Source organism: Arthrobacter sp. 9AX (genome assembly GCF_902506095.1).
In the GTDB taxonomy this organism is placed as follows: domain Bacteria; phylum Actinomycetota; class Actinomycetes; order Actinomycetales; family Micrococcaceae; genus Arthrobacter.
Genome location: NZ_LR733293.1, coordinates 3700681 through 3724182 on the forward strand (window position 1 = coordinate 3700681; position 23502 = coordinate 3724182).

Consider the following 23502-nt stretch of genomic DNA (forward strand, 5'->3'; position numbering starts at 1 on the left):
TTCGAACAACAGAAACGGCCCGTCGGCGGACGGGCCGTTTCCAGGCAAAGCAGTGGATACCACCAGCTGGAGGGCGGTACGAAGAAGCCGTAAGGCCTATTTGATGCCGGTGGTGGCGATGCCCTTGATGAGGAAGCGCTGGCCGAAGAGGAACACAAGGAACACAGGCAGGAGCGAGACAATGGACATTGCGAACAGTGAGCCCCAGCTCGTGGCGGACTGCGAGTCCACGAAGGCGCGCAGTGCTACGGGGACGGTGAACATGTCCGGGTCCGTGAGGTAGATCAGGGCACCGAAGAAGTCGTTCCAGGTCCAGATGAACGTGAAGATGGTGGTGGTTGCCAGTGCCGGGACCATCAGCGGCAGGATGACCCGCAGGAAGATCCGCGGGTGGCCTGCGCCGTCAATGCGGGCAGCTTCGTCCAGGTCCTTGGGGATGCCGCGGATGAACTGGACCATCAGGAACACAAAGAACGCGTCGGTGGCGAGCAGCTTGGGTACCAGCAGCGGCCAGAAGGTGTTCACCCAGCCGATCTGCGAGAACAGGATGTACTGCGGGACGATCACCACGTGGAACGGCAGCATGATGGTCAGCAGCATGATGCCGAAGAACAGCTTCTTGCCGGTGAACTGGAGCCGGGCGAAAGCGTAGGCGGCCATCGAGCAGGAGATCAGGTTGCCCAGGATCGACCCGATCACCACTATCGCGGAGTTGAGCATGTAGTGCCCGAAGGGGTGGGTCAGGGCGGACCAGCCGGAGGTGTAGTTGCTCATCTCCAGGCTGTTCAGCCATAGGCCCGGCTCGCGGAAGATCAGCTCGTTGGGCCGCAGCGAGGACACCACCATCCACAGCAGCGGGTAGATCATCAGTGCGCCTGTCAGGATCAGGATCGCGTGCTTGATAAGTGCCTTGGTCCTTTGCGAGCGGCTGAAAGCCAGGGTGCCGCGCGATTCCCGGACTTTGGGCTTGCGGTGGTTCGTAGGCTTGCCGGCGCCTGACTTCTTGTCCGGGGCGGGCAGCGTCTCAAGCTTAGTCGTCATAGAAAACCCAATACTTAGAAGCGATGAAGTTGATGGCGGTGAAAACGCCGATGATCAGCAGCAGGACCCAGGCCATCGCTGACGCGTAACCCATGTCGAACTGGCCGAAACCCTTTTGATACAGGTACAGGGTGAAGAACATGGTGGAGTCCGAGGGCCCGCCGTTGCCGCCCGAGACGATGAACGCCTGGGTGAACGACTGGAACGAACCGATGATCTGCAGCACCAGGTTGAAGAAGATGATCGGGCTCAGCATCGGCATGGTGATCTTCCAGAACTGCTGCAGCGTGGTGGCACCGTCAACCTTGGCCGCCTCGTAATACATGTTCGGGATCTGGCGCAAGCCGGCCAGGAAGATGATCATCGGGGCGCCAAACGTCCAGACGTGCAGCAGGATGATTGAACCAAGCGCCGTGCTGGGATCCGAGATCCATCCCGGACCCTGGATCCCGAACATCGCCAGGACCTGGTTGACCAGGCCCGTGGTGCCGAAGATCTGCTTCCACAGGATGGCCACCGCCACCGAGCCACCCAGCAGGGAGGGCAGGTAGAATACCGAACGGTAGAACGGCAGGCCGCGCAGGCCCTTATCCAGCACCAGTGCGATCAGGAGCGCCACCGCAAGCTGGAGCGGGACACCGATGAACACGTAAGTGAAGGTCACCCGCAGCGAGTTATGCAGCCGGGCATCGGTGAGCATCCGGGTAAAGTTCTCCAGCCCGGTCCATTCCGGTGGCTGGAGCAGGTTGTAGTCCGTGAAGGACAAGTAGAGGGACATCAGCATGGGGCCGATGGTGATGGCCACCAGGCCCACAAGCCACGGCAGCAGGAAGATGTAGGCGGCCTTATTGTCCCGGCCGTTGGCTTTCTTCTCCTCGGCGGTGGCTTTGCCCTTCCGCCGGGAGAACGAGCTCAGTTCGCTGATGGCGCTCACTGCGGCAACCCCGTTCCGAACAGCTGCCCCGCTGCAGCCGGCATTCCTGCCGGGCGCGGTGCCTTGGGTATGTGCTTAGCGGCCATGTGGTCTCCTTTGGTCATCGTGGCCTCCACGTTTTGGTAATCGCCTCCACCGAACAAAGACGCGCAGCTCGCCGGCGGCGCTTCCTGGAGAAGCTGGCATCGGCTTGGCACTGTCCTGTGCGCCACGTGCGGTGGTGCAGTTGAAAAAGCGGCTCCGTACCAAAGTAAACGGTTTCTTGACTCTTGTATAGCCCTTTGTTAGTTTTTGGGAAAACGCTTTCTGTCGCAGAGTCACATCACCGGGATTCATACACTAAGGGGCACAACAATGCGGTTTGGTCTCACGAGGTCCAGGACCGCTCGGCGCCGTCGGCACAGCCGTCATCATCACAGCACGCGAACAGGAGGCAGGCCAGTGAAGAGTAACGGCGGACTTAACCCGGATGCCCACGTCAGCCATGATGATCAGGTGAACCCCGAATCAGAACTCCGCCGGGATGGTGGACCACAGCAGGCCACGCGGCCGCCTCGGCCCAGCGCGATTGGCGGGTACGAGGACTGGCCTGCCTACGTCCAGGAACATCGGCGCTACCAGGCCGCCGCCACCTCGGCCCAGGAACTGGCGGACGTCCTCGGCGTCCCCGGTGCGCTGCCGTCACCTGCCGTGACGGTCCAGTGGGAGGAGACGTATGACGGCGTCACCACCTCCCAGCTCAGCTGGCAGTTGGGATTTGGTCCCCGCACCACGGGCTGGCTGATTTGCCCGGCCGACGCGCCTGGTCCCCTTCCCGGCGTCCTGGCGCTGCACTGCCACGGCGGCAACAAGTTCGGTGGCGCAGACAGGCTCGTGGACCTGCCGGAGTCACACCCCTCGGCGGAAAACGCGCGGGCCGGGCACTACGACGGCCATGCCCTTGCTACGGATATCGCCCGCCGCGGCTTCGCCGTCCTGGCCCACGACACCTTTGCCTGGGGCAGCCGCCGCTTCGGCCTTGGCGTGCCGCCGTGGCGGACGGCCTCGGCACTGGAGGCAAGGCAGGCACAATGGCGGGAGGACGGAGTAGTGCCTTCCGAAGCCGAGGTGTACAACGCCGCGGCCGGGTTCCACGAGGAAACCGTGGCCAAGACCGCTGGCTTGCTGGGCACCAGCCTCGCCGGCATGGTGGCCCATGACGACCTCGCAGCCCTGGAGATCCTCGCGGGACTGCCGAACGTTGACCAGGACCAGCTGGGCTGCATCGGCTTCTCAGGCGGAGGTGGCCGTTCCCTCACCCTCGCCGCACTGAGTCCCCGGATCCGAAGCTACGTGGTGACCTGCATGATGACCACGTTCCAGTCTCTTCTTCCCGAGTACCTGGACGCCCACTCGTGGCTGCTGCAGACTCCGGGCCTGTGGCGCCTGGGCGACTGGCCCGAGCTCACCGCAAGGTCAGGCGCCGGCCAGCTGCTGGTGCAGTACGCCCTGGCAGACGAACTCTTCCCCGAGGACGGCATGCGGGAGGCACACCGCATCCTGAAGGCGCTTCACGCACCGGGCGCCTACACCGGGAGCTTCTGGCCAGGCGGCCACGTGTTCACGTCCGGTATGCAGGAGGAAGCCCTGAACTTCCTCGCCGCCACGCTTAACCTCCCATCACTTAGTCCATCGCCAATGGTCAGCTTCCAATCCACCTCCCGTTCGCCATCCCGCATCAGTTCACAAGGACCATCCTCATGACTCCACAATCCGCCACCGCGGAAAACAGCACCCGCCCGGCCGGAGGCACTTCTCCGAATGCTGCCCTCCAAGCCGTACCGCGCATAGCCCTGGTAGGTGTGCACGGCTTCGGCGAGCGGCACCTGGCCAACCTCGCACGCCTCGAGGAAGCAGGCGCCGTCGAACTTGTGGCCGTCGCGGATCCGAACCCTCCGGCGGAGGGAGCGCTGGCGGCATCGGTAGCCGTTTTTGCTGACCTGGCACAGCTGCTGGCAGCAGACCCGGGCGTCGACATCGTCATTCTTGCCACCCCCATCCAGACCCATGCTCCCTTGGCCCTTGCCGCCTTGTCAGCGGGCAAGGACGTCTATGTGGAAAAGCCGCCGGTAGCGTCCCTCGCCCAGTTCGAGGAAGTACTGGCAGGGGCCGAAGCCGCCGGGCGGCTGGTCCAGGTGGGCTTCCAAAGCCTCGGCTCCCAAGCCCTGCCTGCCATCCGTACCCTGGTGGAATCCGGCGGCATTGGTGACGTCCTCGGGCTCAGCGCCCAAGGTCAGTGGGTGCGGAGCAAGGCCTACTTCAAGCGGTCACGCTGGGCCGGGAAGCGCAGCCTGGACGGCATCGACGTGGTGGACGGAGTGGCAACCAATGCGCTGGCGCACGCGGTGGCCACCGCCCTTCACATGGCAGGGGCGCACACCATTGCCGATGTGGACTCGGTGGAAACAGACCTGTACCGGGCACACGATACCGAGAGTGACGACACCTCCATTCTGCGCGTGCGCACCGCCGGCGGCACCACGCTGCTGTGCGGACTGACGCTGTGCGCGCCCGAGCAGCAGAATCCGTCCGTCACGGTCCACGGCACGCTGGGCGAGATCACGCTGTTCTACACCGAAGATGAGGTGGTCATCAACACGGCCGACGGCGAGCGCCGCGAGACCTTCGGCCGGACCGACCTGCTGGAGAACTTGCTGGAGGCACGGTTCAGCGGCGCCCCGCTGCTTTCTTCCCTGGCCGATACCGGCGCTTTCACCACAGTCCTGGAAGCCATCCGCACAGCCCCGGCACCGCAGCAGATCAGCCCGGAGCACATCACTTGGGAGGGCGAGGGCGACGACGCCCACCCGGTAGTGCACGGAATCGGACCATTGCTGGAACGGGCCGCCAAAGGCCAGGCCACCTTCGCCGAGCTTGAGGTCCCTTGGGCCCGGCTGCTGCCGCCGGTCCGCACGTTCACCTTGGACGGCAAAGAAGTTGCCGGGTACCAGGACGGCAGCCGGATCCGCGCAGTCTCTTCCCCGCGGCCCTACCTGCACCCGGTCAGGACCCTCAACGGCACCATCGTCTCCGACCACCAGCCGCTGGATCATGTGTGGCACCTCGGCGTCGGGGTGGCCCTGCAGGATGTGGACGGCATCAACTTCTGGGGCGGCCGCACCTACACGCGCGCAGCCGGCCAGTACGTCTGGCGCCCGGACCACGGCAGCATCACCAGCACCGGAACCCCTGTTGAAGAAACCGCGGCGGCTGGCACGCGGGAGGGCCGGCTGCAGGAATCCCTGAGCTGGAACGGGCCCGACGGCGTCCCGGTCCTGACGGAGGAGCGCACCTGGACCTGGTCCGGCGTCAGCGCCTCCACCTGGCAGCTGTCCCTGGACTTCGCACTCTCCCCGGCCGGCGACCAGCCGGTCAGCCTGGGCAGCCCGGGCTCCAACGGCCGGCATGAAGGCGGGTACGGCGGTTTCTTCTGGCGGCTGCCCGAGTGCGAAGGAGCCACCGTGTGGTCACCGGCGGGTTCCGGCGAGACTGGGGTGCACGGTTCCGTGACGCCCTGGGTCGCCTGGTCCGGGACGTTCGGGGCGGGAACATTCGGGACAGGAATATTCGGGACGGGGACTTCCGGGACGGTAACGTCCAAAGAGGGAACGTCCGACGGCGGCACTTCAGGTGGCAGCGCCACTCTGATTTTTGTGGCGGCGGAGGATTCCACGGATCCCTGGTTCGTCCGGGTGAACGGCTACCCCGGGGTGGGCCAGTCCCTGGCATGGGACACCCCGGTCATCGCCCAACCGGGCCACCCGGTCCACCGCAGCATCACCGTTTTTGTGGCCGACGGCATCCTGGGCACAGCAGACATCGAAACATTGATCAACCGGCAGGGGAACCGTTCATGAGCCCGACAACAGCTGACACCACAACGCTTGCGGGCAGGGTTGCCCCGGCATCCGCGGAAGACCGCAGCATCAAACGCCGGCGGGTTTTGGACATCCTTGATGCGAAGGGCGGGGACTCCCTGCTGCTGACCAGCAACACGGCACTGACCTGGTACCTGGACGGCAGCCGGGTCCACGTCAGCCTGGCCGGCGATCCCATCGCCGCCCTCCTGGTGGACCGCGAGGGCGACCACCTGGTCACTTTCAACAACGAAGCCGGCCGCATCGCCGCCGAAGAACTACCCGCCGGCGTCGCCCTGCATTCCGTGCCCTGGTACGGCAACCTGCACGAGGCGGCCGCCGCCGTCGGAAGCTCTGAAAATGGCTCACGCCGAACTGGCACGAGTGGAAGAAGTGCCACACCGCTTTCGGAAGTTGACGTGGCGGTTGAACTGCGTGCCGTCCGCCAGCAACTCCTCCCCGCGGAGAGCGCACGCTATGCACAGCTCAGTGCCGAGGTCGCGGTGATCATGACGGATGTCCTGTCGTCGGCCCGGCCGGAGACCACCGAGTTTGAGCTGGTGTCCGCCCTGGCCGCGCGGGTTGTTGCGGCCGGCGCGGAGCCGCTGGTCCTGCTGTGCAACGGCAGCAGCCGGAGCGTGTTCCGGCACCCGCTGGCCACACACTCGCCGCTGGGCCGCCGGGCCATGGCCGTGGTCTGCGCCCGCAGGGACGGTTTAGTCGCCAACATCACCCGCTGGGTGAGGTTCGACGCCGGCACGCCGGAAGAGCGCGACGCCGAGGCACGCATCGCGGCAGTCGAGGCGGACATCTTCGACGCCACCGTCCCCGGCGCCCGCCTGAACCGGATCTTTGCCGAGATCAAGGAGGCGTATGCCCGGCACGGCTTCGGCTCAGACCAGTGGGAGCAGCACCATCAGGGCGGCCCGGCCGGCTACGCAGGCAGGGATCCCCGGGTCACCGCCAGCGCCACGGACACCGTGGTCCTGAACCAGGCGTTCACCTGGAACCCGTCCGGGCCAGGCGTCAAGATCGAGGACACCGTCCAGCTCACGGCATCGGGACTACAGGTCCTTACTGTTGATTCCCGCTGGCCCGTGGCAACGGTCAACGGTATCCAGCGGCCGGCCACCCTCCAGCTGTAAGGCGTCAGCACGCCCGCTCAGATCCTGCCGCTAAACGCAAAACGCCCGCTCAGTTATGGCCGTCATCACGGCGATAACTGAGCGGGTGTCTCGATTAAGGCGACACCAACTGAGCGGGCGTCGCTACGGAAGCACCAGCTGCCCATCAACCCGCCGCGGGATGCCCAGCGGGTTGCTCTCCAGCAGCGCCGGGTGCAGAACGGACTCCGGAGCGTCCTGGTAGGCGACCGGACGCTGGAACCGGCGGACCGCCGTCGCACCAACGGAGGTGAAGAGCGAGGTAGTGGCGGGGTAGGGGCCGCCGTGCTGCTGAGCCCAGTTCACCGCGACGCCCGTGGGCCAGCCCTCGAAGAGGACCCGGCCGGCGAGCTCAGACAACTGCTCCACAAGCGCCGCGATGTCCTCCCCCGGCCCGGCGTGTACCGTGGCGGTCAGGCTGCCCGGCACCTTGGCCAACACCGCGGACAACTCAGACCGGTCCGTGTATTCGATCAGCATGGTGGTGGGGCCAAAGCACTCCTCCAGCAGTTCCGCAGGGTTTTCCAGGACCTTGGCGGCGCTGGTGGAGAAAACCACCGGAGCTGCCCCGTTGGACACCGCGTCCTGGTCCACGCTGCCGCTGACCACGTCCACGCCGTCAACGGACGCGAAGCTGCGCAGGCCTTCCGGGTACGCTTCGGCGATCCGGCTGGTGAGCATTCCGAGCGCCGGCTTACCCTTGCTGGCCTCCGCAACCTGCGCAGCAAAATCCGTTCCGGCCGGGATGAATACCAGGCCCGGCTTGGTGCAGAACTGCCCGGCTCCGAGGGTGAAAGAGGCCGCGAGGCCTTCGGCAAGCTTGGCTGGGCGTTCCGCCAGCGCTGATTGGGTGACAACCACCGGGTTCAGGCTGCCCAGTTCGCCGTAGAACGGAATGGGCTCGGGGCGGGACGTGGCGAGGTCAAAGAGGGCACGGCCGCCGGGGATGGAGCCCGTGAAACCCACCGCTTTGACCGCCGGATCCTGGACCAGGGCAGTTCCCACCTCGCGGCCGCTCACCAGAGCGAACAAGCCCTCCGGCGCACCGGCATTGCGCAATGCCTCAGCCACCACCTCAGCGGTCCGCTCCGAAAGGCGCAGGTGGCCGGAGTGGGCCTTGACGATCACGGAGCAGCCCACGGCCAGCGCCGAGGCGGTGTCACCGCCGGCCACGGAGAAAGCGAAGGGGAAGTTCGACGCCGAAAACACCGCCACGGGTCCGATCGGCCGGAGGATGCGGCGCAGGTCGGGCGTGGGTGGGGTGGCATTCGGGTTCGCATGATCGATCACCGCTTCGAGGTACGAGCCTTCGGTGATCACCCGGGCGAACAGGCGCAGTTGCCCGGTGGTCCTCGCCACTTCGCCCGTGAGGCGGGCGGTGCCAAGGCTGGTCTCGGAGTCCGCAATCTCCACGAGTTCGGCGGCGTTGGCGTCCAGGGCATCGGCCACGGCGTTGAGCCAGGAGGCGCGCTGGGCATCGGAGGCAGCCGCCGAGATTTTGGCAGCTTCCGTGGCCGCGGCCGTCAGCTCGGACAAGGAAAGGGTTGCAGTTGTCACGTCAGGTACCTGTTCTGTGGTTGTGCGTTCGTCGTTACAGCGTGTCCCGTGTCGCGGCTCTCAACGTAGCCCCGGACGACGGCGTGTCCCGGGTGTACGGCGTGCTTACTGTCCGTCCCGGAAGCGGAAGCCGAGCCCCGGCTGGTCAGTCAGCGTCACCCGGCTGTTGCTGAACCGGACCGGCGACGGGCCGGCCAGGATGCCCAGCTGTTCGAAAGAGGCCTCCTCCACGTCCTCCACCAGGGTGGGCTCCGCGAGTGTCAGCGCCAGCTGGCCGGACAGCTCGGGGAGCAGGTGCGGCATCACCTTGATGCTGTTGGTCCGCGCAAGTTCAACAATGCGCCGGAACGGGGTGATGCCTCCCACCCGGATGATGTTGGGCTGGATGATGTCCACCGCTTCCGCCTCAATGAAATCCCGGAAACGGTAGATGGTGTGGAGGTTTTCACCGAGGGCGATCGGCACCGGTGAGTGCTTGCGGAGCCTCCGGTAGGCCCAGAGATCGTCCGCCCGGATGGGTTCCTCGAGCCACTCCAGCCCGAATTCGGACAGGACGTCGAGGGCGCGGAGGGTGGTGGGCAGGTCCCAGCGCTGGTTCGCATCGATCATCAGTTTCCGGTCCGGCCCCAGGACGGACCGGACGGCGGCCACGCGTTCGGCGTCCTCGCGGACATCCGGTTTGCCCACCTTGATTTTCACTGCCCGGTGGCCGGCTGCCACCCAGCGTTCGGCCTGGGCCACCAGTTCTTCAAGGGTGTAGTGCAGGTTGACGCCGGAGCCGTAGACTTCCGCGGACTCCTGGCGCTGCCCCAGGAGTCCGGTGATAGAGGTGCCCGCGCGGGAGGCCTGCCGGTCCCACAGGGCCAGGTCCACGCCGGACATCGCAATGGTGGTCAGTCCCCCGCCGCCGGCCTCGTGCAGCCGTTTCCACAGCGCGTCCCAGACCACTTCGGGGTTGGCGGGCAATCCCTTGAGGAAAGGCGCGACGTCGTAATCCAACAGTGCCTTAACGGCCTGGGGGCCAACGGTGGGCGTCCAGGAAAAACCATGCCCCGCGCCGCCGTCGTCCGTCCGGATCTCCGTGACGATCACGTGGTTCTCCGGCGCCTCAACGCCCCAGCTGCGGCGCAGGGGAACTGTGATGAGCCGGGTGGACAGTCCCGTGATGCGCGGCGCCGTGCGGACCGCTTCGGCGACTGGGGCGCCCATCAGCGGCCGGCCAGCTCGTAGCCCTTGGCGAGGACGGCCTTCAGCTGGAGCAGCTGCTCCTCGGTGGGATCAACCAGCGGCGCCCGCACGGAACCGACCGGGAGCCCGCCCAGGCGAAGGCCTGCCTTGATCAGCGAAACGCCAAAGCCCGGAGTCTGGTCGCGCAGCCGGACCAAGGGCGCGTAGAAGCCTTCGAGCAGGGCATTGCGGCGCTCCTCATCACCGGCGATGTAGGCGTCGTAGTAGGCCTTGGCGATTTCCGGTGCCATCGCGAAGGCGGCGGAGGAGTACAGCGGAATGCCGAGGCCCCGGTAGGCGCCCTGGGTCAGTTCGGCGGTCAGGAGGCCGTTGAAGAAGGCGAAGTCTTCGCGTCCGGTGGCGCGGACCGCGGACACGATTTCCTGGGCCAGGCCCACGTCGCCGAGGCCGTCCTTGAAGCCGATGACCCTGGGGTTGGCGGCCAGCCGCACCATGGAGGCGGCGGTGAACTTGGCGTTGCCGCGGTGGTAGACGATCACCGGCAGGCTGCTGGCGTTGGCCACAGCCTCGATGTAGGCCACGAGCCCGTCTGTGGGGCCGGTGACCAGGTACGGCGGCAGCACCAGGAGGGCATCGGCGCCGGCTTCCTCTGCAACGCGGGCGGCGGCGATGGCGTGGCCCAGGGGTCCGCCGGCCCCGGCAACCACCGGCACCTTTCCCGCAACAACTTCGACGGCGGCGGTCACCACGGTGCGGACCTCATCGATGCTGAGAGCGTGGAATTCGCCGGTGCCGCAGGCAGGGAAAACCGCGCCCGGACCGAACGGCAGCCGCGAGCTGATGTGTTCCTTGAGCAGTTCCACGTCCACGGCACCATCGGCTGTGAACGGGGTGACGGGGAAGAACAGTACGCCGTCGAATTTCATGGTGTCTCCTTGGCTCCGCTGCCGGCGGTGACCAGCGCGGAGTTCTCGTCGTTGAGGTTGGTGTGGGACTTGAGTTCCGTGCGCCAGCTGCGAACGGGCTGCCAGCCGAGGAGTTCCTGGGCTTTGGCGATGGAGAAGGCCGGGCTGGTGCCGGTGAGGCCGGCGCTGAGGGCTTCGCTGCCAGGCAGGAATTTCGGCATCAGTTCAGCCAGGGGTGCGGTGGCCAGGGCGTCAGCCGCGCCGACGAAGAACGTTTCCCCATTGGGGATGGACGGCATCTTCGCCAGCAGCAGGTCCAGGAAGTCCGCCACGTCGCGGGCGTCCACGTAGTTGAACAGGGCCGGCGCGGACAGGGCGGGATCGGCCAGCCGTTCAGCGAGGGTGTGCCCCTGCTGCGTGGGCGCGCCGTCCCACTCCTCCGGGGAGATCACATAGCAGGGGCGGAAGGCCGCGTAGCGGATCTTTTCGCCCTGCGCTGCGGCGAAGGCCTGGACGGTCTGCTCCGCAATGAGCTTGGACAGAGCGTAGGCATTCCAGGGCTTTGGCGGGGTCCGCTCGTCCAGCGGGAACGACGGCGGCAGCCAGCCCGCGGGCGAGCCGTAGCCCAGCACGGTAGGGCTGCTTGCCGTCACGATCTTCGGGACCCCGAGTTCCGTCGCGGCGCTGACCACGGCGAAGGCGAGGCGGGTGTTCGTGGCGAAGATGACGTCCTCGGGCGCGCTGAACGGCACCGCGATCGCCGCAAGGTGGATGACGGCGTCGGGCCTGGTGTCGCGGAGGAGGCGCAGTGCCTCGCCGGGTGCCAGGAGGTCAGCGGTCTCCTGGACAGCGCCGGCGGGAAGCTGGTCCGCCGGAACGGCGTCCCGGTCCACGGAGATGACGTGGTGGCCCTTTTCGGCGAGCCCGGCCACAACGCTGCGGCCCAGGCGGCCGGAACCGCCGGTGACAAAAATCCTGCTCATGTTAGTCCTTCGAATCCGGCGCCGCGGTCACTTGCCGCGGCGGAGGTCGACGCCGAGGTCCAGGTCCTCGATGCGTACGGGCAGGGAGGTTTCAAGCGAGTGGTTGCCGGCGATGCCGACTGAAACCGACCGCAGCCCGTCCAGGTAGCCGGAAGGGCGGCCCAGCGGGTCCTCACCCGGGCCGTTGAAGAGGTCCGAGAGCAGAAGCTCATCACCGCCGCCGTGGCCGCCTTCGCCGTTGACGATCGGCACCTCGTATGCCGGTTCCCAGTGGCGCTGGACCACCAGGCGTTCGCCGTTGCGGCGGATGGCGTCCTCTTCCTCGATGGGGGTGGCGCTGGGGTCCACCACGGTCTTTTTGTCGGTGCTGCTGACCACCGCGGCCCGCTCCACAACCTCCAGCTCGGCGCGGCCTTCGGTGCCGTTGACGGCTACGCGGTAGCCCTCCCAGGGGCTGTGGGCGTTCAACGAGTAGCTCAGGCGCGGGCCGCCCTGGTACTCCACCACCAGCGCGAGGTTGTCCTCGATGGTGATGCCGCCGGTGAAGACGTCCTGGTCGCGGCGGTAACCGTCGTAGTGCTCGTTGTCCAGGAAGAGTGCCTTGAGGCGTTCGTCTTCCCGCAGGTCCAAAGTAAACGGATCCTTCTCCGCGGCGGCCGGCGCGTCGGCGTCGGGGGTGCCGCGTTCGGGGCGGGGGCCAAGGCCGCGCTCGGCGGCGTTCTTGTCTCCATAGAACTTGAGTCCGCCGGAGGCGAAGACGCGCTCCGGGACGTCATCGATCCACCAATTGACCAGGTCGAAGTGGTGCGAAGCCTTGTGGATCAGCAGGCCGCCGGAGTTCTTCTTTTCCCGGTGCCAGCGGCGGAAGTAGTCCGCGCCGTGGACCGTGTCCAGCACCCAGCTGAAGTCAATGGACGTGACCTTGCCGATCACGCCGCTCTGGATGATTTCCTTCAGCGCGCTGTTGCGCGGCGAGTAGCGGTAGTTGAAGGTGACCACCACGTTGCGGCCGGTCTCATGCACGGCCCGGGTAATGCGGCGGCAGCCCTCGGCGTCGATGGTGAGGGGCTTTTCGACGACGACGTCCGCCCCTGCGCGGAGTCCCTCCACGATGTAGTCGGCATGGGTGTAGTCCGGCGTGGTGACGATGACGCGGTCGATGTTGTTGGCCTGGATGAAGGAGGTCAGGTCAGCCGGATCAAAGGAAGCCACAGGTCCCGGCGCGCCCAGTTCCTGGATGAGCTGCTGGTAGAACTCCACACGGCCGGGGTTTACGTCCGAGAACGCCACGAGTTCGGCGGTATCGGCGTGCTTGCCGAAGATGGCGCGGATGTACATCTCGGAGCGTCCGCCGGTGCCGATCAGGGCGATGCGGGCCTTGCCGCCGTGTCCGGCTGCAGTACCGGGTGCTGTGGCGGTGTCCACGGCGGGTGCCGTCCCTGCAGCAGTACTCGACTCGGCTGTGTTGACCATGAGGGTCCCTTTCGAAAGCTATTGCTGGCCGCGCCGGCGGCCTTTGACGTTTGATCTGTGGCGCTCTGCAGCACCTGCCCAAGAAAGCGTTTTCTCGGATCACTAATAGATTTGTACCAACCGGAACCGGCATCCGTCAACCATTATCAGCACTGCGAGAAAGCGCTTTCTATGAATTGGGCCATCCCGGCCGTACTGGAGGCTGGAATCTTCTCGGAAAACTTGGGAAAACGTTAGAAATCGCTTTCCCGTTGCGTTATATGCTGTGAAGCAACATGCCGTCGGGCAAAGGCGGCAGGAACCTGCCACAGGAGCAGTACAACCAGGCAGCAGCACACGCAGGGCACACGGCCCGCTGCGCCAAGGAAGGGACCACAATGGTCAGGAGATCGGCAACCGGCAGGATCGGCATCGCGGATGTTGCGGTCAAGGCAGGAGTTTCCCACGCCACGGTGTCCCGGGTCATGAACGGCAATTTCACCGTGGACCCGGACATTGCCGCGCGCGTCCGCGCGGCCGCCGTGGAACTGAAATACCAGCCCAACCCGGTGGGCCGCAGCTTGGCCCTGGGCAAGACCGACACCATCGGGATCGTGGTTCCGGACCTGGCAAACCCTACCTTCCAGGCAATCCTGCGGGGCCTGAGCCGGGCCGCGGCCCAGGATGGCTATCGCGTCCTGATCGCCGATTCCTTCGAGGTGTCCAGTGAGGAAACCATCCTTGCCGGCGAGGCCCGCAGGCGCTGCGACGGCCTGGTGTTGTGTGCCCCCCGCATGACCGACGCCGAGCTCGAGGAAATCGCACCGTCGCTGCGCCCGCTGGTTCTGATCAACCGGACCACCGCGGCAGCGGACATTCCCAGCCTGGTGGTGGACTACGGCCAGGGAGTGCAGGACCTCGCCGAACACCTGGTGGAACTGGGCCATACGCGCCTGGCCTTCCTGGCCGGCCCGCCCCGCAGCGCTTCCAACGGCATGCGGCTCAAGGGCCTGGAAGCGTTCAAGGCAGCGCATCCGCAGGTGGACGTCCGGATGCTTGAGGGCGGTTCGGACTTCGATACGGGGCATGAAGCCGTTGACGCAGTACTCCAAAGCGGCGCCACCGGCATTCTTGCCTTCAACGACCTCGTGGCCATGGGCCTGATGAGCGGGCTGCACGAGCGCGGGCTCGACGTACCCGGCGACATCTCCGTCACGGGCTTCGACGACATCCCGTTCGCCAAGTACACCACCCCCGCCCTCACCACGGCCGCTGTCCCCATCACCGAACTGGGCGAGCAGGCCTGGCACCAGCTCCGCGCGCTGATCCGCAAGGAGGACAACGACGCTCCGGGGAGCCGGTACCAGCCGCGCCTCCAGGTCCGGGCCAGCAGCGGGCCGGCCAAGGCCGCGCGGTCCACGGTGCACGGCTGACCCCTCCCCACATGTAGTTTTTGTCCAGCTATGCAGGCCTCAAGGGCATCTAAGCCTGCATAGCTGGACAAAAACTCCAGCTTCGCCGGCCCGGTCAGGTACCTCCGGAAGCCAGCCCCGCCTCTTTGTAGTAGCCCTCGATATGGTCGGCAACCAGTCTGGCCGCCCGGTCGCCGTCGTGATCCTGCACGGCGGCCAGGATGCCGTGATGCTCCACCCGCAGCCGCGCCGCGGTGGCGTCCCAGTCCGGCAGGTTGCCGGTGAGCCGGGACGCGTAACCGGTGATGGATTCGCGCAGGGATCCCATCATGGCGCTGACCACGGCGTTGCCGGCGGCATCGGCCAGGGCCAGGTGGAACCGGACATCCAAGGCCAGGAACTCATCCACGCTTACTGCTTCGGCATCCATCTCACCCAGGAGCCGCGTGGCGACGGCCAGCTGCGGGGAACCGGGTTTGGCATGGGACACCGCCCACGATTCCAGCAGCACACGGGTCTCCACGATGTCCTCCACAGGTAGGTGCTGCGTGGCAACGTGCAGCCTCAGGGCCGAGCCCAGTGCCGCCGTCGGATCCGAAATGACCACAGTGCCCGCTTCAGGGCCGGAACCCACCCCGGCCCGCACCACGCCCATAGCCTCCAGGATCCTGATGGCCTCGCGGACGGACGTGCGCGACACTTTCAGTTGCTCCGCAAGGGAACGTTCCGCGGGAATCCGGCCGCCCACTGCCAGCCGTCCCTCGGAGAGCTCGGTCTCGATCCAGGCGAGGACAAGTTGGTGGGTCTTCATGGGGCAATACTAGTTGATGTGGTTGGACCACATACCTTAGAGTGTGGTTAGACCACAGGGGATCCGTACGAAAGGATCCTGTCGCCGGACCAACGGAGGACCCCATGACACACACCATCCAGCCCAACAACCCCGAAGCCACGCCTGCGCCGGACGCCACGGACATCCCGGCTGTGTCCGCCCCCGCGAGTTCTCCGGCCACCGCATCCCCCGTCCCGGCAGCCTTGAAGCGCCGCATCCCCAAGTACTCGGACCTCGCGCCGCTGATGCAGTTCAAGAAGCCGGAGTTCAGCAAGGAAGCCAGGCTCAAGCGGGCCAGCACCATCTGGGAACTGCGCGACATCGCCAAGCGCCGCACCCCGCAGGCACCATTTGACTACACGGACGGCGCCGCGGAAGAGGAGATCACGCTCCGCCGCGCCCGCCAGGCCTTCCTGGACATCGAGTTCCGGCCCGGCATCCTGCGGAACGTCTCCGCCATCGACCTGAGCACCGAAATCCTGGGCAAGTCCTCCCGCCTCCCGGTCGGCATCGCACCCACAGGCTTTACCCGCATGATGCAGTCCGAGGGCGAATACGCAGGGTCCCAGGCAGCCCAGGCTGCGGGCATCCCCTACACCCTCTCCACCATGGGCACCGCCTCCATCGAAGACGTGGCCGCCGCCGCGCCCCACGGCCGCAACTGGTTCCAGCTGTACCTGTGGACGGACCGCGACCGCTCCCTGGAACTGATTGAGCGCGCGGCCAAGGCAGGCAACGACACCCTCATGGTCACTGTGGACACGGCCGTGGCCGGCGCCCGCCTCCGCGACGTCCGCAACGGCATGACCATCCCGCCGGCGCTGACCCTCAAAACCGTGCTGGACGCGTCCTACCGCCCCGCCTGGTGGTTCAACTTCCTCACCCACGAGCCGCTCACGTTCGCCTCGCTCTCCCGCTACACCGGCACCGTGGCGGACCTGATCAACTCCATGTTCGATCCCACCCTCACTTTTGAGGACCTGGACTGGTTGCGCGAAACCTGGAAAGGCAAGCTGGTGGTCAAGGGCATCCAGACTGTCGAGGACGCCCGGCGCGTGGTGGACCACGGCGCGGACGGCGTGATCCTCTCCAACCACGGCGGCCGCCAGCTGGACCGCGCTCCCATCCCGTTCCACCTGCTCCCCGAGGTTAAGCAGGCGTTCACCGCGGACAATACCAAGGCCGCGATCATGCTCGATACCGGCATCATGAGCGGCGCGGACATCGTGGCTGCCCTGGCACTCGGCGCAGACTTCACGCTGATCGGCCGCGCCTACCTGTACGGACTGATGGCCGGCGGCCGCGCCGGAGTGGACCGCACCCTGCAGATCCTCGAAAAGGACATGGCGCGCACTATGGCACTGCTCGGCGTAAGCAGGATCTCCGAGCTCACCCCGGACCACGTGCGCCTGCTCAACAAGTAGGTGCCCCGGGTCCGTGGTTGAGCCTGCCGAAATCCATGTCTCGACAGGCTCAACCGCCGGAATGTTACGAGGGCATTATTTCTTGCGGCCGAACTTGGGCAGGTTGGGCAGGTTCGCAAGGAGGTCGGCTGCCTTGGTGGCCGCCCGGCCCACGGTCCGGCCGATCTGCTGGGGCACGCTGTCGTCGCTGAGCGGCGCGGCTGTTCCGCCGGGGATGACGACGGCGGGACTCAGATCCGCGCCCTCCCGCACCAGGACGCCGGCAGCCACTGCGTCCGCTGCCACGGCTTCGGCCGCCGTGTGTTCCTTCGTCGACCCTGCCCGCGGCGGCGCTTCCGCCGCTGCGGCCGCGGCTGACGGAGCGGACGGCTCTTCCCTGGTTCGGGCCCCGGGGGCCCCTGCAGCCGGTGACCTGGTCGCAGCAGCTGCCGGGCCGACGTCGAACGTCTCCAGCCAGCTGGCAATCCCCGCCAGCGGCTCGCGGTTCAGCGCGTAGTAACGCTTCTGGCCCTGCGCCCGCATGCTGACCAGCTGCGCCTCCCGCAAAACTTTCAGGTGCTTGGAAATGGTGGGCTGGCTGGCCGCCAGTTCCTCCACGAGCTCCCCCACGGCCTTGTCCCCGGAACGCAGGGACGTCAGGATGTCCCGCCGGGTCGATTCCGCTATGACGGCAAATACGTCGTCTGTCACCATGCCTCCCACCCTAGCGACATATACGCCGAAAGGCATCAACTATTTCGGCGGCTGACGCCTATGGGAAGAGTGCCGGTTTCAGTCGAACCACGGGTCGAGTCCGTGCAGCGGAAAGACGGCCTTCCGGGTGGCCATCACGGTGCGGTCCACGGCGTCGTTGGGATCGAATCCCACTTCCCAGGACCGCCACCAGAGCTCCACGTCGTCGCCCATCAGCTCCGGGGCCGCGGCACCGAACTTCTCCTCAACGTAGGTGCGCCAATCAGCCGGGACCGCGGTCCGCAGCGGCACGGGGCGGCCCGCAGCGATGGCAATCAGGTGGCTCCACGAGCGCGGAACCACCTGCAGCACGTTGTATCCGCCGCCGCCGGTGGCAATCCAGCGGTTGCCGCAATAGCGGGCGGCAAGATTCCCGACGGCGGTGGCGGCCTCCCGCTGGCCGTCCACACTGAGGTTGAGGTGCGTGAGCGGATCCGTCCGGTGTGAGTCGCAGCCGTGCTGGCTGACGATCACCTCGGGCTGGAATGCTGCCACGAGCTGCGGCACCACCGCGTGGAACGCCCGGAGCCAGCCGGCGTCGCCTGTTCCCGAGGGCAGGGCGATGTTGACGGCCGTCCCCTCAGCCGCGGGACCCCCGATCTCGTTGGCGAAACCGGTACCGGGAAACAGGGTGAGGCCGCTTTCGTGCAGGGAAACGGTGAGCACCCGCGGGTCGTCCCAGAAGATGCTCTCCGTCCCGTCCCCGTGGTGGGCATCAACGTCGAGGTAGGCAACCTTGCCGACCCCGCCGTCGAGCAGTTTCTGCACGGCAAGGGCCGCGTCGTTGTAGATGCAGAAGCCGCTGGCCCGGTCGCGGGAGGCGTGGTGCATGCCGCCGCCGAAGTTGACCGCGTGCAGTGCCGAGCCGTCCAGGATTTTGGCCGCGGACAGCAGGGAGCCGCCGGCCAGCCGGGCTGCCGCCTCATGCATCCCGGCAAACGCGGGATCGTCCTCGGTGCCCAGGCCGCGGGATTCGTCGGTGGCGTGGGGATCTTCACTGACCCTGCGGACCGCCGCCACGAACCCGGCCGAGTGCACGGACTCGAGCTCGGCGTCGGTGGCGACGTAAGGAGCCTCCACGGCGACATGGTCAAGGTCGAAAAGTCCCAGGCTGCCGGCCAACCGGGCCGTGAGGTCCATTCGCTCAGGCGCCATGGGGTGGCCCGGGCCGAAATTGTAGGCGGTCATGTCAGGGTCCCACGCCACCACCGTTGGCGGCGCGGGCTGGCTGAGGCCGGGCAGATATGTCATCAATCACAGGCTACCGGAGCATGCGGCCCTTCCCGCCCGGCCATTACGCGGGCATAAGTGGTTTACTACTGAGGGAAGCAGATTCAACCGAGGAAAAGCCACACATGACGCAAAGCCAGTCGAGGCCCCGGAATCCGGCCAGCTGGTATCCCGCCGCGCAGGAGCGGGAGGGCCTCTGGATCTTCACCCGGCTGCGCGACTTCATCGACGACATTGCCAACACCTCCCCCGCCCGGCTTGCGCTCAGCGCGTTCGCCGCCGTGTGCCTGGTGTTCACCTTCCTGCTCTCGCTGCCCATCTCTTCGGCCGCCGGCACGGCCACTCCCCTGCACCAGTCGATGTTCACCGCCGTGTCCGCCGTGTGCGTCACGGGCCTCACCGTGGTGTCGACGGCGGTCCACTGGTCCTTCTTCGGCCAGCTGGTGATCCTGATCGGCATTTTCATCGGCGGCCTCGGCACCCTTACCCTGGCGTCGTTGCTCGCGTTGATGGTGAGCAAGCGCCTTGGCGTCCGCGGCAAAATCATTGCCGCCGAATCCATGAACAACGCAGGCCGGCTCGGCGAAGTGGGTACGTTGCTGCGGATCGTCATCACCACCTCCGTGGTCATCGAAGGCATCCTCGCCCTGGCACTCATCCCCCGGTTCCTGGCCCTCGGGGAACCCTTCCTGCAGTCTGTCTGGCACGGTATCTTCTACTCCATCTCGTCCTTCAACAACGCCGGCTTCACGCCGCACTCGGACGGCATCGTCCCCTACGAGACCGACCTGTGGATCCTGGTCCCCCTGATGCTTGGCGTCTTTTTGGGCAGCCTCGGGTTTCCGGTCGTGATGGTGCTGCAGCAGAACGGCCTGAACTGGAAAAAGTGGAACCTTCACACCAAGCTCACCATCCAGGTGTCCTTCATCCTGCTCGCGGCAGGTACGTTCCTCTGGGGGCTGATGGAGTGGGACAACGTCCGGACCATCGGTTCCATGGACTTGGGTGACAAGATCACGCATTCCCTGTTCGCCTCGGTGATGACCCGCTCCGGCGGCTTCAACCTGGTGGACCAGAACCAGATGGAATCCACCACCATGCTCCTGACGGACGCGCTGATGTTCGCCGGCGGCGGGTCTGCCTCCACAGCCGGCGGCATCAAGGTGACCACCATTGCCGTGATGTTCCTGGCGATCGTTGCCGAAGCCCGCGGCGACGCCGACGTCAAGGTGTACGGCAGGACCATCCCGCAGGGCAGCATGCGCGTGGCCATCTCGGTGATTGTTGCCGGCGCCACCCTGGTTTCGGTGTCCGCCTTCCTCCTGCTGCACATCAGCGGCGCTTCCCTTGACCGCGTGCTGTTCGAAACCATTTCCGCTTTCGCCACCGTGGGGCTCAGCACCAACCTCAGTGCCGAGCTGCCGCCGTCGGGCGTGTATGTCCTCACTGCCCTGATGTTCGCCGGCCGCGTCGGCACCGTCACCCTTGCCGCCGGCCTGGCCCTGCGCCAGCGCAGCCAGCTGTACCACTATCCCGAAGAGAGGCCCATCATTGGCTAGTTCCCCAGACGCCCCCCGGCGGCCCGCCCACAATGCACCTGTGCTGGTCATCGGACTGGGCAGGTTCGGTTCGTCAACGGCGGAGCAACTGGTCAAACAGGGCCGGGAAGTGCTCGCCATCGAACGAGACCGCAGCCTGGTGCAGAAGTTCGCGCCCCTCCTGACGCACGTGGTGGAGGCCGATGCCACCAACATCGACGCGCTCCGCCAGCTCGGGGCACAGGAGTTCAGCTCCGCCGTCGTGGGCGTTGGAACGTCCATCGAGTCCTCGGTGCTGATCACCGTCAACCTGGTGGACCTGGGCATTGAGCACCTGTGGGTGAAGGCCATTACGCCCTCGCACGGCAAGATCCTCACCCGCATCGGCGCCAACCATGTGATCTACCCGGAGGCCGACGCCGGAGTCCGCGCCGCCCACCTGGTGTCCGGGCGGATGCTGGACTTCATCGAGTTCGACGACGACTTCGCCATTGTGAAGATGTACCCGCCGCGCGAGACGGTGGGGTTCACCCTGGACGAGTCCAAGGTCCGGTCCAAGTACGGCGTGACGATTGTGGGCGTTAAATCCCCGGGCGAGGATTTCACTTACGCGCGGCCGGAAACCAAGGTCTCGGCCCGGGACATGCTGATTGTGTCCGGGCACGTGGACCTGCTGGAACGCTTCGCCGCCCGCCCCTAAGGTTTCCTCAGCCCAGTTGCCTGGTGATCTCCGCGGCCCGGTCCGCCGCTGCCCGTGCGCCGGCGGCGATGATGGACGGGATGCCCCGCTCGTCGAAGGTTGCGATGGCCCGCTCGGTGGTGCCGTTGGGGCTGGTCACGGCTTTGCGCAGGGCCGAAGGATCGGCGCCCGGCTCGGCGAGCATAAAGCCGGCGCCGGCCACGGTCTCTCTGGCCAGGAGCAGGGACAGCTCGGCGTCCAGGCCCAGCTCCTGCCCGGCGGCCGCCATCGCCTCGGCAAGGTAGAAGGCGTAGGCCGGTCCTGAGCCGCTGATGGCCGACAGGGCGTCCACCTGGTCCTCCGGAACCTCGACAACGGTTCCGGCCCCCTGCAGGATGTCCTTGACCTTCTGCAGCTGTTCCGGCGTGCAGTGGGTGCCCGGGGAGACAGATACGACGCCCCGCCCCAGCTTTGCGGGCGTGTTGGGCATGGTGCGGATCACCGGCTGGCCGGCGGGGAGGGCAGCCTCCAGCTGGGCGATCGACACGGCTGCGGCCACACTCACCACTACGGTTTCGGGTGCCAGCACCGGACTGATCTCGCGTGCCAGCTCCGTGATGCCCACCGGCTTAACCCCCAGGATGACGACGGCGGACCCCTTGCTGGCCTGCCTGTTGTTGTCCGGTTCCTCCTCACCGGCGATCGCGGTGATGCCGTGGTACCGCTCGGCAAGTTCCGCGGCACGCTCTGCGCGCCGGACGGTTGCCACAATATCAGCCGGGTCCGTCCCGGCTTCCAGCAGACCGCCAAGGATGGCTTCGTTCATGGACCCACAGCCAAGGAATGCGATTCGGTTGCTCATGGCTCCATCATTGCAGTTTGACCCGCACGCACAGAACCGGGTTTCACAGCTGGCTCACATGTTGGGCGCAGGTATCTCACAACAAGCGCCCCTAGTGTGGTTAGTACCTCATTGAGGGTGCGAGTGATGCGGCAGGCATGGGGATGCCCGCCAGGGCACCGGCGTACGTGGCAGGTTTTCCCCCATTTTCCTGTCGCGGCCGCCGGTGCTTCCGCGTTAAAGGCTCAGGCCTTTACTTCCGCCAGGGTCAGACGGCAGCCTGGACGGCTGGGGGCACAACGTGCGGAGCCGGCTCCAGCGGGCCGGCGAACACCAGCTGGTCGAGGCGGCGGAGGATCAGGCCCTCGCGCAGGGCCCACGGACAGATCCTGATCTTCTTGAACTTGAACAGTTCCAGCGCCGCCTCAGCCACAAGGGCACCGGCCAGGAGCTGGTGGGCGCGGGCTTCGGAAACGCCGGGCAGGTGAAGACGGTCTTCGGCTTTCATGGCGGAAATGCGCTGCGCCCAGACCCCAAGATCGGAACCCTGCAGCTCACGCTTGACGTAAGGGCCAGCCGCGCTGGGGGCGGCGCCGGCAATCCGGGCGAGGGAGCGGAAGGTCTTGGACGTTCCGGCGACGACGTTGGCCCGGCCGAGCCCGTCGAATTCCCGGACAGCAGGCTTGAGGGTGGCCCGGATGTAGCGTCGAAGCTCCTTGACGCTCTTGGCCGACGGCGGATCCTCGGCAAGCCAGTCCCGGGTGAGCCGGCTGGCGCCCAGCGGCACGGAGGTGGCGACCTCGGGCAGTTCGTCCTGGCCGAACGCCATTTCGAAGGAGCCGCCGCCGATGTCCAGGTTGAGGATGGGTCCGGCGCCCCAGCCGTGCCAGCGCCGGACGGCGAAGAAGGTCATGGACGCTTCTTCGCTTCCCGTCAGTTCCTGCAGCGTGACAGTGGTTTCGTGCTTGACGCGGGCCAGGACTTCGGGGCCGTTCGTGGCTTCCCGGATGGCGGACGTACAGAACGCCAGGAGGTCCTCGGCCTTGTGCCGGGCCGCGAATTCCCAGGCTTCCAGGACGAATTCGGTGAGTTCGTGCTGGCCGGCGTCGCTGATGCTGCCGTCCGGCTCCAGGTACTGGACCAGGGACAACGGACGCTTATGCGAAGCGAACGGCACTGGCCGCGCGCCGGGGTGGGCATCCACCAGGAGGAGGTGGACAGTGTTGGACCCGATATCGAGGACGCCTAGCCGCATGCTGCCATTATTCCCCGTCGGCGCGCTTGAAGTCGCGTTTGATGTTGGCGATGCCTTCGGGATTGATCTCAAAGCCGTAGGCTGCACCCGGGTTGATGACCATTCCCAGTTCGTCTCCGATGTTGGCAATGATGGCTGCGCCCTGCGTGCCGAGGACGTTCGGGGCCGCGTCCAGGTACTGCTGGTCCACCCGGGTGGGGTGCGAGAAGACGGCCAGGACGGGGTCCCCGTCGGCGTTGGCCAGGACCAGCGGCTCCACCTGCGAATCGACGCCCTCGATGTTGTCCGGGCTGACGATGTAGACCTCGCTGTTCAGGAAGGACAGGATGACGTCCACAGGACTGGCATCAGGCTGCCCTCCCTGGGCGAGCTTCTCCTCAAGGTCGTTGAGCGGAGTAGTGTCGGCGATTCCAGGCTGTTCAGTCATACGACTACCCGAT

20 protein-coding genes are annotated in these 23502 nt (G+C 66.4%); 7 read left to right on the top strand and 13 right to left on the bottom strand.

Features of this window, described 5'->3' with window-relative positions; genetic code table 11:
* Positions 1–96 precede the first annotated feature (96 nt).
* The gene (locus BACI348_RS17160) at positions 97–1041 is read right to left on the bottom strand and encodes a carbohydrate ABC transporter permease (protein WP_159828261.1); all 945 of its coding nucleotides are present in this window, start codon (positions 1039–1041) and stop codon (positions 97–99) included.
* A complete protein-coding gene (locus BACI348_RS17165; protein ID WP_159828263.1) occupies positions 1031–1975 on the bottom strand; it encodes a carbohydrate ABC transporter permease in 945 nt (314 codons plus the stop codon). Before BACI348_RS17165 ends, BACI348_RS17160 begins: the two co-directional genes overlap by 11 nt.
* 495 nt (positions 1976–2470) lie before the next feature.
* Between BACI348_RS17165 and BACI348_RS17170 the strand changes: the two genes are divergently transcribed.
* From BACI348_RS17170 to BACI348_RS17180, 3 genes are read left to right on the top strand one after another with little or no spacing between them, the layout of a single operon-like run.
* Positions 2471–3718, top strand: a complete 1248-nt coding sequence (locus tag BACI348_RS17170; protein ID WP_159830267.1) for an acetylxylan esterase — start codon at positions 2471–2473, stop codon at positions 3716–3718.
* On the top strand, positions 3715–5871 hold the full coding sequence (locus BACI348_RS17175; RefSeq protein WP_159828266.1) for a DUF6807 family protein: 2157 nt from the start codon (positions 3715–3717) through the stop codon (positions 5869–5871). Before BACI348_RS17170 ends, BACI348_RS17175 begins: the two co-directional genes overlap by 4 nt.
* Entirely contained in the window at positions 5868–7016 is a 1149-nt protein-coding gene (locus tag BACI348_RS17180) for a M24 family metallopeptidase (RefSeq protein ID WP_159828269.1), read from the top strand. The genes BACI348_RS17175 and BACI348_RS17180 overlap by 4 nt, the downstream gene beginning before the upstream one ends.
* A 123-nt stretch (positions 7017–7139) precedes the next feature.
* Here BACI348_RS17180 and BACI348_RS17185 read toward each other — a convergent pair whose 3' ends face one another.
* The 5 genes from BACI348_RS17185 to BACI348_RS17205 form a co-directional block, all read right to left on the bottom strand.
* Positions 7140–8591, bottom strand: coding sequence for an aldehyde dehydrogenase (NADP(+)) (locus BACI348_RS17185; protein ID WP_159828272.1), 1452 nt, complete (start codon positions 8589–8591; stop codon positions 7140–7142).
* Between the two features lie 105 nt (positions 8592–8696).
* Positions 8697–9800, bottom strand: a complete 1104-nt coding sequence (locus tag BACI348_RS17190; protein WP_159828274.1) for a mandelate racemase/muconate lactonizing enzyme family protein — start codon at positions 9798–9800, stop codon at positions 8697–8699.
* Positions 9800–10705, bottom strand: a complete 906-nt coding sequence (locus BACI348_RS17195) for a 5-dehydro-4-deoxyglucarate dehydratase (RefSeq protein ID WP_159828277.1) — start codon at positions 10703–10705, stop codon at positions 9800–9802. Before BACI348_RS17195 ends, BACI348_RS17190 begins: the two co-directional genes overlap by 1 nt.
* The gene (locus BACI348_RS17200; RefSeq protein WP_159828280.1) at positions 10702–11667 is read right to left on the bottom strand and encodes an NAD-dependent epimerase/dehydratase family protein; all 966 of its coding nucleotides are present in this window, start codon (positions 11665–11667) and stop codon (positions 10702–10704) included. Before BACI348_RS17200 ends, BACI348_RS17195 begins: the two co-directional genes overlap by 4 nt.
* A 27-nt stretch (positions 11668–11694) precedes the next feature.
* Positions 11695–13140 (bottom strand): Gfo/Idh/MocA family protein, encoded by a 1446-nt coding sequence (locus BACI348_RS17205; RefSeq protein WP_159828283.1) that lies wholly within the window; start codon positions 13138–13140, stop codon positions 11695–11697.
* A gap of 377 nt (positions 13141–13517) precedes the next feature.
* Here BACI348_RS17205 and BACI348_RS17210 point away from each other — a divergent pair, with 377 nt between their 5' ends.
* Positions 13518–14552 (top strand): LacI family DNA-binding transcriptional regulator, encoded by a 1035-nt coding sequence (locus BACI348_RS17210; RefSeq protein ID WP_159828286.1) that lies wholly within the window; start codon positions 13518–13520, stop codon positions 14550–14552.
* 94 nt (positions 14553–14646) lie between these two features.
* On the opposite strand, the gene BACI348_RS17215 is transcribed toward BACI348_RS17210, so the two are convergent.
* Positions 14647–15342, bottom strand: coding sequence for a FadR/GntR family transcriptional regulator (locus tag BACI348_RS17215; RefSeq protein WP_159828289.1), 696 nt, complete (start codon positions 15340–15342; stop codon positions 14647–14649).
* A 104-nt stretch (positions 15343–15446) separates the two neighbouring features.
* Here BACI348_RS17215 and BACI348_RS17220 point away from each other — a divergent pair, with 104 nt between their 5' ends.
* Complete coding sequence (locus BACI348_RS17220) at positions 15447–16787, top strand: alpha-hydroxy acid oxidase (protein ID WP_328699982.1); 1341 nt, start codon at positions 15447–15449, stop codon at positions 16785–16787.
* Between the two features lie 75 nt (positions 16788–16862).
* On the opposite strand, the gene BACI348_RS17225 is transcribed toward BACI348_RS17220, so the two are convergent.
* Both BACI348_RS17225 and BACI348_RS17230 read right to left on the bottom strand, forming a co-directional pair.
* Positions 16863–17480 (bottom strand): ArsR/SmtB family transcription factor, encoded by a 618-nt coding sequence (locus tag BACI348_RS17225; RefSeq protein WP_159828292.1) that lies wholly within the window; start codon positions 17478–17480, stop codon positions 16863–16865.
* Between the two features lie 78 nt (positions 17481–17558).
* Complete coding sequence (locus BACI348_RS17230; RefSeq protein ID WP_159828295.1) at positions 17559–18770, bottom strand: acetoin utilization protein AcuC; 1212 nt, start codon at positions 18768–18770, stop codon at positions 17559–17561.
* A gap of 104 nt (positions 18771–18874) precedes the next feature.
* On the opposite strand from BACI348_RS17230, the gene BACI348_RS17235 reads away from it, so the two are divergent.
* Positions 18875–20308: a TrkH family potassium uptake protein gene (locus tag BACI348_RS17235; RefSeq protein ID WP_159828298.1), complete on the top strand. Its 1434-nt coding sequence runs from the start codon at positions 18875–18877 to the stop codon at positions 20306–20308.
* 40 nt (positions 20309–20348) lie between these two features.
* A complete protein-coding gene (locus tag BACI348_RS17240; protein WP_201298444.1) occupies positions 20349–20987 on the top strand; it encodes a potassium channel family protein in 639 nt (212 codons plus the stop codon).
* A gap of 7 nt (positions 20988–20994) precedes the next feature.
* Here BACI348_RS17240 and proC read toward each other — a convergent pair whose 3' ends face one another.
* The 3 genes from proC to BACI348_RS17255 form a co-directional block, all read right to left on the bottom strand.
* Entirely contained in the window at positions 20995–21828 is an 834-nt protein-coding gene (gene proC, locus BACI348_RS17245; protein ID WP_159828304.1) for a pyrroline-5-carboxylate reductase, read from the bottom strand.
* 247 nt (positions 21829–22075) lie between these two features.
* Positions 22076–23062, bottom strand: coding sequence for a Ppx/GppA phosphatase family protein (locus BACI348_RS17250; RefSeq protein WP_159828307.1), 987 nt, complete (start codon positions 23060–23062; stop codon positions 22076–22078).
* 7 nt (positions 23063–23069) lie between these two features.
* Positions 23070–23489: an SseB family protein gene (locus BACI348_RS17255; RefSeq protein ID WP_159828310.1), complete on the bottom strand. Its 420-nt coding sequence runs from the start codon at positions 23487–23489 to the stop codon at positions 23070–23072.
* Positions 23490–23502: the final 13 nt, after the last annotated feature.